This is a genomic window from Candidatus Pelagibacter sp. Uisw_113 (assembly GCF_047717815.1).
GTDB lineage: Bacteria > Pseudomonadota > Alphaproteobacteria > Pelagibacterales > Pelagibacteraceae > Pelagibacter.
Genome location: NZ_CP159809.1, coordinates 1345866 through 1355470 on the forward strand (window position 1 = coordinate 1345866; position 9605 = coordinate 1355470).

At 29.4% G+C, this 9605-nt stretch carries 12 protein-coding genes; 6 read left to right on the forward strand and 6 right to left on the reverse strand.

Annotated elements, in window-relative coordinates:
* The first annotated feature begins 18 nt into the window (after nucleotides 1-18).
* The 4 genes from ABXT39_RS07240 (at nucleotide 19) to ABXT39_RS07255 (ending at nucleotide 2953) form a co-directional block, all read left to right on the forward strand.
* Entirely contained in the window at nucleotides 19-447 is a 429-nt protein-coding gene (locus tag ABXT39_RS07240) for a Fur family transcriptional regulator (protein WP_415295054.1), read from the forward strand.
* Between the two features lie 104 nt (nucleotides 448-551).
* Nucleotides 552-968: a rubrerythrin family protein gene (locus ABXT39_RS07245; RefSeq protein ID WP_415295056.1), complete on the forward strand. Its 417-nt coding sequence runs from the start codon at nucleotides 552-554 to the stop codon at nucleotides 966-968.
* 57 nt (nucleotides 969-1025) lie between these two features.
* Complete coding sequence (locus ABXT39_RS07250) at nucleotides 1026-2357, forward strand: (Fe-S)-binding protein (protein WP_415275817.1); 1332 nt, start codon at nucleotides 1026-1028, stop codon at nucleotides 2355-2357.
* A gap of 2 nt (nucleotides 2358-2359) precedes the next feature.
* The gene (locus tag ABXT39_RS07255; RefSeq protein ID WP_415295057.1) at nucleotides 2360-2953 is read left to right on the forward strand and encodes a DUF3501 family protein; all 594 of its coding nucleotides are present in this window, start codon (nucleotides 2360-2362) and stop codon (nucleotides 2951-2953) included.
* On the opposite strand, the gene ABXT39_RS07260 is transcribed toward ABXT39_RS07255, so the two are convergent.
* Genes ABXT39_RS07260 through ubiE form a run of 6 tightly spaced genes read right to left on the reverse strand, consistent with a single transcriptional unit; the run spans nucleotide 2946 to nucleotide 8074 of the window.
* Nucleotides 2946-3395: an SH3 domain-containing protein gene (locus tag ABXT39_RS07260; RefSeq protein ID WP_415295058.1), complete on the reverse strand. Its 450-nt coding sequence runs from the start codon at nucleotides 3393-3395 to the stop codon at nucleotides 2946-2948. The two genes, ABXT39_RS07255 and ABXT39_RS07260, sit on opposite strands and share 8 nt — an antisense overlap.
* On the reverse strand, nucleotides 3392-4147 hold the full coding sequence (locus ABXT39_RS07265) for a HesA/MoeB/ThiF family protein (RefSeq protein WP_415295059.1): 756 nt from the start codon (nucleotides 4145-4147) through the stop codon (nucleotides 3392-3394). Before ABXT39_RS07265 ends, ABXT39_RS07260 begins: the two co-directional genes overlap by 4 nt.
* Complete coding sequence (gene dut / locus ABXT39_RS07270) at nucleotides 4144-4581, reverse strand: dUTP diphosphatase (protein WP_415295060.1); 438 nt, start codon at nucleotides 4579-4581, stop codon at nucleotides 4144-4146. Before dut ends, ABXT39_RS07265 begins: the two co-directional genes overlap by 4 nt.
* Nucleotides 4582-4587: 6 nt before the next feature.
* Nucleotides 4588-5793, reverse strand: a complete 1206-nt coding sequence (gene coaBC, locus ABXT39_RS07275) for a bifunctional phosphopantothenoylcysteine decarboxylase/phosphopantothenate--cysteine ligase CoaBC (protein ID WP_415295061.1) — start codon at nucleotides 5791-5793, stop codon at nucleotides 4588-4590.
* Between the two features lie 8 nt (nucleotides 5794-5801).
* Nucleotides 5802-7370, reverse strand: a complete 1569-nt coding sequence (gene ubiB / locus ABXT39_RS07280; RefSeq protein ID WP_415295063.1) for a 2-polyprenylphenol 6-hydroxylase — start codon at nucleotides 7368-7370, stop codon at nucleotides 5802-5804.
* Nucleotides 7370-8074: a bifunctional demethylmenaquinone methyltransferase/2-methoxy-6-polyprenyl-1,4-benzoquinol methylase UbiE gene (ubiE, locus tag ABXT39_RS07285; RefSeq protein ID WP_415295065.1), complete on the reverse strand. Its 705-nt coding sequence runs from the start codon at nucleotides 8072-8074 to the stop codon at nucleotides 7370-7372. The genes ubiB and ubiE overlap by 1 nt, the downstream gene beginning before the upstream one ends.
* 35 nt (nucleotides 8075-8109) lie before the next feature.
* Here ubiE and mutM point away from each other — a divergent pair, with 35 nt between their 5' ends.
* Together mutM and rpsT are read left to right on the forward strand one after the other, a co-directional pair.
* Complete coding sequence (mutM, locus tag ABXT39_RS07290; protein ID WP_415295066.1) at nucleotides 8110-8973, forward strand: bifunctional DNA-formamidopyrimidine glycosylase/DNA-(apurinic or apyrimidinic site) lyase; 864 nt, start codon at nucleotides 8110-8112, stop codon at nucleotides 8971-8973.
* A 50-nt stretch (nucleotides 8974-9023) separates the two neighbouring features.
* Nucleotides 9024-9284, forward strand: a complete 261-nt coding sequence (gene rpsT / locus ABXT39_RS07295; RefSeq protein ID WP_415295068.1) for a 30S ribosomal protein S20 — start codon at nucleotides 9024-9026, stop codon at nucleotides 9282-9284.
* The last annotated feature ends 321 nt before the right edge of the window (nucleotides 9285-9605 follow it).

Sequence of the window (9605 nt, forward strand, 5' to 3'; positions counted from 1 at the left end):
GAACTATTATAAACAATAATGAGCAATATAAGTGTATACACAGAAAAACTGAGAGACTCTGGCTTAAGACCAACTAAGCAGAGGCTAAAAATTTGTGAAGTATTGTTCTCTCCTGAAAAAACTTTTCACTTTACAATAAATGATCTGACTAAAATTATTGAGAATAAGCTGAGTGAAAAAATTTCTTTAGCAACAGTTTATAATACAATTCATGCATTTAAAAAAAAGGGATATTTAAAAGAAATCTCTATCAATTCAGATAAAAGTTATTTTGACACTAACGTAACAGAGCACCACCATTTTTTTGACGAAGACATAAATGAGTTAATTGATTGTAGTAACGAAGATATTGATTCGGTAAATATTAAACAAAATATTACTGGAAAAAAAATAAAATCAGTAGAAGTATTAATTAAAGTTGCAACTGATAATCAAACGCAAAAATAATTTAATAATTTCAAAGGCTTAATATTTACATTAAAACAATTCTAAACTGTTGACATATAGTTTAGAACGATTATATGTACATCATAATCATTAAGGAGAAAAATATGTCATTAAAAGGAAGTAAAACAGAAGAAAACTTAAAAGATGCATTTTCAGGTGAGAGCCAAGCAAACAGACGTTATTTATATTTTGCTCAAAAAGCAGATATTGAAGGTTATAACGATGTAGCATCTGTATTTAGATCTACAGCTGAAGGTGAAACAGGTCATGCACATGGACACCTTGAGTATCTTGAAGAAGTTGGAGACCCAGCTACAGGATTGCCGATTGGTGAAACTAAAGCTAATTTAGCTTCAGCGGTACAAGGTGAAACACATGAATATACAGACATGTACCCAGGTATGGCAAAAACAGCTAGAGAAGAAGGCTTTTCAGAAATTGCTGATTGGTTTGAAACTTTAGCAAAAGCTGAAAAATCACACGCAGGTAAATTCCAAAAAACATTAGAATCTATTGCGTAAATAAGACTTAATTTATGGTGGGGTTCTTCCCCACCATTAAATCCTAAAATTTTAAATATGAGCAAAGAAGGCAGCATAGATGCACCCATTAGGCACCCAATAAATTTTGAGCATCCTGATTTTTTAGACCCCAAAAAATTAGATGACGAAATGAGAAGAGCATTCGACATCTGCCATGGATGTAGAAGATGTTTTAATTTATGCGACTCGTTTCCAAAATTATTTGACATGATAGATGAGTCAGAAAATGAGGATGTAGAAAGTTTAAAGAGTGAACAATTTGAACCTGTAGTAGACGCCTGCACATTATGTGATATGTGTTTTATGACTAAATGTCCTTACGTTCCACCCCACGATTTTGATTTAGATTTTCCTCATTTGATGTTGAGATATAGAACCGCTCAAAAAAAATTAAATAAATTACCAGCAGTGCCGGCACAATTAGCTCAAATTGATAGAAATGGAAAAATTGGTGTAATGCTATCATCACTAATAAACTGGGCATCAAACATTAAAAATACATTCTTTAGAAAAATATTAGAATTAGTTGCTGGAATTGATGTGAGAGTTAAGCTTCCCACTTATAATTCAGAAACATTTACAAATTATTTTAAAAAAAATAATATTCCAACAAATAGTGAAGCTCCATCTAAAGATAGAAAAGTTGTAATTTATTCAACATGCTTTGTTAATTTTAATAAAAAAGATACAGGTGTAGCTGCATTAAAAGTTTTAAAGAAAAATGGAGTAGAGGTTCAAGAAGCTTACCCAGGCTGTTGTGGAATGCCTTATCTTGAGCAAGCAGATTTACCAAAAGTTGTAGAGCAAGCCAAAAAAGTTTCCAAAGATTTATTGGAGTGGGTAGACAAGGGTTATCAAATTATTACTTTAACAGCCAGTTGTGGTCTAATGTTAAAATTTGAATGGCCTTTACTATTACCAAACGATGAAAACATTAAAAGACTTTCAAAAAGTGTTAGTGATATAGATGAATATATCGTTGATATAGCACAAAACGAGGGCCTAGCTGAAGGTTTACAAGAAATTGATGGTGGAGTTACAGTTCACAACGCATGCCATGCAAGAGCACAAAACATGGGTATTAAATCTAGAGATATGCTTAAATTTATTCCTAATATAAAAATGGATGTTGTTGAAAGATGTGCTGGTCATGGGGGAACTTTTGGTGTGATGAAGGAAACTCACGATTTAGCTGTAAAAGTTGGAACACCAACAGCAAAACAGATTAAAAATAAAAATAACAAATACATGGCCTCAGATTGTCCTTTGGCAGGTAAGCATTTAAAACAATTAGAAACAGACACAAATATTGCAAATGATGAGGCACTTCATCCTATCGAATTAATGGCAAAAAGTTATAGATTATAATTATGAGTAAAGAAAAAAGAAAAATAGAAAAAGAAGATTTATTATCATCTGATGTTTATGCAAAAAGCAGAAAACAAATCAGAAAAGATTTAGTTGAGTTTAAAAAAGATAGAAGAATAGCGCTTGGTCCTTATGCCACTTTTTATTTTGAAAGTTTTGAAACTATGGTTGCCCAAGTTCAAGAAATGCTTCACATCGAAAAAGGTGGAGATGAGCAATTAAAAGATGAGTTAATAGCCTATAACCCTTTGGTTCCAAACGGAAAAGAACTTACAGCTACACTAATGTTTGAAATTGATAACCCAATTTCAAGAGCTGCATTTTTAGGTAAAGTTGGAGGAATTGAAGAAAAAATATTCATGAAAATTAATGATGAAATTGTTAAGGCTGTTCCGGAAAAAGATGTTGATAGAACATCAGCAGAAGGAAAAGCCTCTTCAGTACAGTTTATTCATTTTAAATTAAATGAGGATCAAATTTCTAAATTTAAGTCAGATAGCGCAACCATTGAACTTGGGATTGATCATAAAGAATATATCCACACCACAAGACTAGCTGAAGATAGTGTTAAATCACTATGTGCTGATTTTATTTAATAGAACCCCAAACATTTTCAGTTTTGACCCAACCCGAATAATCATCGCTCTTTACATTACACCATATATTTTCACATTTTTTTAAAACTAATAGCCTTCCTTTTTCGAGTTTGGCTATTGGTTTTGAAAAGTTAGATGGTTTTTTATATAAGATTTTATCTTCTAAGATGATAATAGAGTTTGATTTTTTAACCTGAGAAACATGGATCCATCCACTATTATTTTTTAAGTCTACAATTCTTCTAAAATTTTCTTTTTGATCTATTTGTTTTATAGGTAAATTTATTTTTTTATAAATATATTTGATCTTTGAATCAAAACTCGGTCCATAGCGAACATTTACTTTGCTTTTTTTTAAAGAGAGAAACTTTTCTTCTGCTATTGAAAATTGACTAAATAAAACTGATAGATACAAAACGCAAATAGCTATTTTTTTTATCATTTACAAAAACAGTTTTTTCTTTTTTTAAGTTTAACTTTTCTAAAATTTAATTGTAATAAGTCTAAGATAAAAATATACCCATCAAGACCCTTCCCAATATCAAGTATTTTCTTTAAAACTTCGTTTGCTTGTATAGTTCCAATTATACCAGCAACAGTACCAAGAATACCTTCTGACTCACAATTTAATAAATCATCTGAAATATCAGAGTCTTGAAAAAAACATCTTAAACATGGGATTTTTTTATTCTTAAAATTAAAAGTAAATATATGACCATCAAATTTACTTATAGCACCAGTTACAAGTATTTTTTTAAATTTATAACAAAAATCATTTAATAAAAATTTTGTGGAAAAATTATCAGAGCCATCAACTATATAAGCATAATCTTTTATAATTTTCTTAAAATTATTTTTATTGAGTCTTACTTTGTAAATCTTAATTTTAATACTTGGGTTTATTTTTTTAATTTTACCCTTTGCTACTTGAACTTTAAATTTTCCTACATCACTGGTATTATAAAGACTTTGTCTGTGTAGATTGGACAAACTAACTTTATCATCATCAACTATTCCTATTGAACCAACGCCAGCTCTTGCAAGAAATTCAGCAACAGGAGACCCTAATCCACCCATTCCAACAATTAAAACTTTTGCAGATATAATTTTTTTTTGCCCTATAGTGCCAATATCCTTTAGTACTATTTGTCTTGAATATCTCTCTATTGATGATTTTCTTAATTGGTTATTCATTTACCTGTTGAGCCAAATCCACCATCACCTCGTAATGTGTCTGGCAAATTATCTGTTTCTTCAAGCTCCATCTTAATTACAGGCATCAAAATTATTTGTGCTATTCTATCTTTATTGTTGATAAGGAAATCTTCTTTACCATGATTAAAAAGTATAACTTTAATTTCTCCTCTATAATCGCTATCAATTGTTCCTGGAGTATTTAAAACTGTAATACTCTTTTTAGCAGCCAAACCTGATCGAGGGCGAATTTGGACTTCATAATTCACCGAAAATGCCATTGAAAGGCCTGTAGGAACTAAATATGAGCTGTTAGGGGCTATTCTAATAGGCTCCTCTATAAAAGCCATCAAATCCATACCTGAAGCACCATCTGTTTTGTAAGCAGGTAATTCTACTTTAGGATTTAATTTTTTGATTAATACTTTAGCCACTGAATTTTAATTTAATTTTTTAATAACTCTATCTACTATTTCATCAGAAATTTCAGATTTACTTTTTATTGTAAGCTTTTCATTATCTATATGTTTATCTCTATAATAGATTGAAACTTCATTAAAATTGGAGTCAAATCCAATTGCTTTATTGGAAACATCATTTGCTATTATCCAGTCACAATTTTTTTCTTCTAATTTTTTTTTTGCATTTTCTTCCACATTATTAGTTTCTGCAGCAAATCCAATTACCAACTTTGGTCTAAGAGAATTATGTTTTGATACATAATTTAAAATATCAATATTTTTTTCTAGTTCTAAATGTAATTTTTCTTGTTTTTTTATTTTACTATTATTTATTTCTTTAACCTTAAAGTCAGCAACAGCTGCTGAAAAAATTGCTACATCTGCTGGTAGATTATCTTGTGTAGCTTTAAACATCTCATCTGCAGTTTCTACTTTAATTAAGTTTATATTGTTATCCACCTCTAAATTTGTAGGTCCAGAAATTAAAGTGGTTTGAAAGCCTTTTTTAGCTAATGATTTTGCTAAGGCATACCCTTGTTTCCCAGAAGACTTATTTGTTATAAATCTTACAGGGTCAATATACTCATTAGTTGGTCCAGCTGTTACTAAGGCTTTTAGTTTATAATTTTTATTTAATTCACTAAAGTATGAATTAATTTCTTGAACAATATTATCTGGTTCAGTCATTTTCCCTTCACCAAATTCTCCACAGGCCATATCTCCAATTTCAGGACCTATAATCTTATAACCAAATGATTGTAATTTTTTAAGATTTTCTTTAGTTGATGGGTGCTCCCACATTCTAACGTTCATAGCTGGTGTTAAAAAAATATCTTTATCAGAGGCCAGAATTACAGTTGAAGCAAGATCTTCAGAAGACCCTGCGCTCAATTTTGAAATTGTATTAGCTGTAGCTGGAGCCACAACAATTAAGTCTGCCCATCTAGATAGTGAAATATGATCCATTTCAGCCTCATTTTCAGGGTTAAATAAGTCCTCATAAACTTTTTCTTGAGATAGTGAGGCAACCGACAAAGGAGTTACAAATTCTTTGGCACTTTTAGTAAGAATAGTTTTAACTTTTGCACCTAATTTCTTTAAAGATCTAATTAATTCCAAACTTTTATAAGCAGATATGCCACCACATATTATTAAAAGTATTTTTCTTTCAGATATATTGTTCATTGTACGAATTAAAATACTACTAGACCAAAAATTACAAGCAGTAATAAACCAACAATAGACTGATTTCTAAAGGCAGTCATTTCAGATCTCTTTTCATTTAAGGCTGTAAATGAATTTGAATTTTGTGGGATCTGTCCACTTGCTAAAAACGATAAAGCTTGATTGGCTTTATCCATAATCTCTGGAAAATCAGGCAATCTTTTAATTACTTCAGTGGTAGTTTTGAAACTTTCATTTAAGGTATTGATTGGATCTTTTGTTTCTCTTAACCAACTTTCTAAAACTGGTTTTGAAGTCTCCCATATATTGGTATTAGGGTTAAGTTTTCTGGCCACCCCCTCAACAACTACCATTGTTTTTTGTAACATCAATAATTGTGGTTGGGTTTGCATGTTAAATTTTTCTGTAACTTCAAAAAGTTGTTTTAACAATTTCCCCCCAGAAATATCTTTTACGGATTGGCCAAAGATTGGCTCACCAATAGATCTTAATGCTTGTGCTAAATCATTAACGGGCACATCTTTAGGAACTAGACCAGCAACCAAATGTACTTCAGCAACTTTTTTGTAGTCTCTTTGAATAAATCCAAATAAAATTTCAGCTAAAAATCTTTTACTAAGGTTGTCTAATCTTCCCATTATACCAAAATCTATAGGAACAATTTGTCCATTATCATCGATAAATATATTTCCTTGATGCATATCAGCATGAAAAAAACCATCTCTGACAGCATGTCTTAAAAAATGCTGAATAACGTCAGAGGCTATTCTTTTAGTATCTATATTTCTTTTTTGTAAATCTTCTGTTTCACGAATAGAAACACCGTCAACCCAATCAAGTGTCATTACATTTTCGCTCGTAAAATTCCAATAAATAGTAGGAACCCTAAAACCTGCATCATTCTTTGTATTTTCAGCATATTCATTTGCAGCTGCTGCCTCAAATCTTAAATCCATTTCTAAATTAGTTATTTCTTTAAGGAGAAAAACAACTTCTACTAATTTTAATCTTTTCGTTTTTTTTATAAACGACTCAACCATAAAAGCAAAAAGCATTAAGGCATCTATTTCTTCATTAAATACTTTTTTAATATCTGGTCTCAAAATTTTAATAGCAACATCTTTTATGGTTCCATTGTCATTTATTTTTGCCTTATGAACCTGCGCTATCGAAGCTGCTGCAACTGGCTCACTTAAATCAATGATTGAATTGAAGGTGTCATCTCCTAGGTCTTTTTTAATTATTGCTTTTGCTTCAGATAAGGTAAAGGCTGGCAATCTATCTTGTAAACCTTCTAACTGTTTTGCTAAATCATCCCCAATAATATCAGGTCTAGTAACTAGAAATTGTCCTAATTTAATAAATGTAGTTCCCATTGATTGTAGTGATTTAGAAAGTCTTGCTCCTTCATTTTCGTTTAAATTAGTTTTGTTAGGCGCTGAAAAAGAAAATGAAAGTATTTGAAAGATAATCTTGATTGTTAATGGTGGCTTTTTAAACTTAGAAATAATGGCTAATATATCAGAACGAGCTAATTTTCTTCCTAAACTAAATAAAATAAATATTTTTTTTAACATTAGATTTTCCAACCTGAATGAATAGCTACAATTCCACCTGATAAATTTCTATAACTACAGTTAATAAATCTATTTTTATTCATTAAATCGATTAACTCTTCTTGATTAATAAATTCTTCAATGCTTTTAATTAGATATTCATAAGGTTCTTTTTGTCCAGCAATAGCTTTTCCAATCAAAGGAATAAGTTTAGAATAATTTTTATATATAAAGTCCAAATTAGAATTTTGAATTTTAGAAAATTCTAAACATAGATAACGACCTCCTGGTTTTAAAACTCTATAAGCCTCTGATAGCGCTTTGTTTAGGTCTTTAGTATTTCGTAGCCCAAAACTAATTGTGTAGTAATCACAAGAATTATCTTTAATAGGCAATTTTTCAGCTGGAGCTATTATCCAATTGATATTTTTATAAGTACTTAACTTTTCTTTGCCTTTACCAACCATTCCCTTATTTGGATCGACACAAAATATTTCTCCATTTTTATCAGTTGCATCTAAAAAAAGTTTACCAAGATCTCCAGTACCGCAGGCGACATCAATTAAAGTTTTATTATTTGAAGGGTTCATCAAACTTAATAGATCTTTTTTCCAAACCCTATGAACTCCTAACGACATAAAGTCATTCATTAAATCATATTTGTCATAGACATCATCAAAGACACTTTGGACAAGGCCTTTTTTATTTTGGAGATATTGTTGCATATTAAATTTATTATTTATTGATAATATAGTCTCAAATGCCAGAATTACCAGAAGTAGAAATAGTCAAACAATCGTTATCTAAAAAAATAGAGCGTAAAAAAATCAAAAAAATAATAATTACGAATAGAAACTTAAGGTTTAAAATTCCTCTAAAATTTGAAGAATTATTAAAAAATAAAATTATCAAAAAAGTAACTAGATTTTCAAAGTATTTAATCTTGAATTTTTACGATGAATCTTTTTGTTTAATTCATTTGGGAATGTCTGGAACTGTTCATTTAATAAAAAAAAATAACATTAGTAAGTTTACCAATACTAGTTTTTATAACTCACCAAGCCTCCCAAAGAAACATAACCATGTAGAAATTCATTTTGATGGTTTAAGGATTGTATACAATGACCCTAGAAGATTTGGTTTTTTTAAATTTATAGAAAATAAGAAGGAACTTGAAAAAAGATTTAGTCACTTAGGGCCAGAACCTTTTTTTAAAACTTTCAACTTAAAATATTTAATTGGTTATTTCACAAATAAAAAGAAGGATATAAAAAGTTTCTTATTAGATCAAAAATTTGTATCAGGAATTGGAAATATTTATGCTAGTGAAATTTTATTTTTATGTAAAATTAATCCAACTATCTACGCATCAAAGTTAACTAAGCAAGATTGCAAAAAAATTATTACTTATTCAAAAAGTATACTTAATAGGGCTATTAAAAAAGGAGGCTCAAGTATTCGAGATTTTAAAAACATCACTGGAAAAAGTGGAAACTTCCAAAAAGAATTTAGAGTTTATCAAAGAGAAAACCTAAGGTGCCTAAGAAGTAAATGTAATGGTAAAATTCAGAAAATATTTATATCTAATAGATCAACTTTCTTTTGTAATACTTGCCAAAAATAGGGAATTATTCTATTGACCAGTATAAATTCTCAAGCTATACCACTGCGCTTATGGCAAACACAAAATCGGCAATTAAAAGAATTAGAAAAATTGCTACGCAAACACTAGTTAATAAGGCTCGTAAGAGCAAGTATAGAAATGCTATAAAAAAAATGAACCTTCTTCTTGAAGAAAAGAAAAAAGATGAAGCTCTAAAATTCTTGCCTAAGTTGAACTCTGAATTAATGAAAGTTGCAAAAACTGGAATTATAAAGAAAGCAAATGCCTCAAGAAATATTTCAAGAATAACAAAGAAAATTTCAGCTATATAATTGATTATATAAAGAGATTTTAAATTTCAACTAACAGTATTCACACCATATAAGAAATTCTTTTTCTAGATTAACCACATATAGATTTAGTAAAATAATAAGAAATATAATCTATAAATAATACACTCATAGATTTTAAATTTGTAAAACTTAATGGTTAAATTAATTGTTCAATTAAATAACACTGTGGCAAAAATAATTTCTAAGAGCGAAAACAGACCACTTCGTTATTGTAATATTATAGTAGCATCTAAAAAATAATTATTCCCGTTAGGAATGATTCACCTATAGATTTTATTTATTTTTACTTTTACTAAATTA

Coding starts and splice junctions, on each gene's coding strand:
- mutM (WP_415295066.1), top strand. CDS start 8,110: ATGCCAGAATTACCAGAAGTAGAAATAGTCAAACAATCGTTATCTAAA.
- ABXT39_RS07260 (WP_415295058.1), bottom strand. CDS start 3,395: ATGATAAAAAAAATAGCTATTTGCGTTTTGTATCTATCAGTTTTATTT.
- ubiB (WP_415295063.1), bottom strand. CDS start 7,370: ATGTTAAAAAAAATATTTATTTTATTTAGTTTAGGAAGAAAATTAGCT.
- ABXT39_RS07245 (WP_415295056.1), top strand. CDS start 552: ATGTCATTAAAAGGAAGTAAAACAGAAGAAAACTTAAAAGATGCATTT.
- ubiE (WP_415295065.1), bottom strand. CDS start 8,074: ATGCAACAATATCTCCAAAATAAAAAAGGCCTTGTCCAAAGTGTCTTT.
- ABXT39_RS07255 (WP_415295057.1), top strand. CDS start 2,360: ATGAGTAAAGAAAAAAGAAAAATAGAAAAAGAAGATTTATTATCATCT.
- ABXT39_RS07250 (WP_415275817.1), top strand. CDS start 1,026: ATGAGCAAAGAAGGCAGCATAGATGCACCCATTAGGCACCCAATAAAT.
- ABXT39_RS07240 (WP_415295054.1), top strand. CDS start 19: ATGAGCAATATAAGTGTATACACAGAAAAACTGAGAGACTCTGGCTTA.
- ABXT39_RS07265 (WP_415295059.1), bottom strand. CDS start 4,147: ATGAATAACCAATTAAGAAAATCATCAATAGAGAGATATTCAAGACAA.
- coaBC (WP_415295061.1), bottom strand. CDS start 5,793: ATGAACAATATATCTGAAAGAAAAATACTTTTAATAATATGTGGTGGC.
- rpsT (WP_415295068.1), top strand. CDS start 9,024: ATGGCAAACACAAAATCGGCAATTAAAAGAATTAGAAAAATTGCTACG.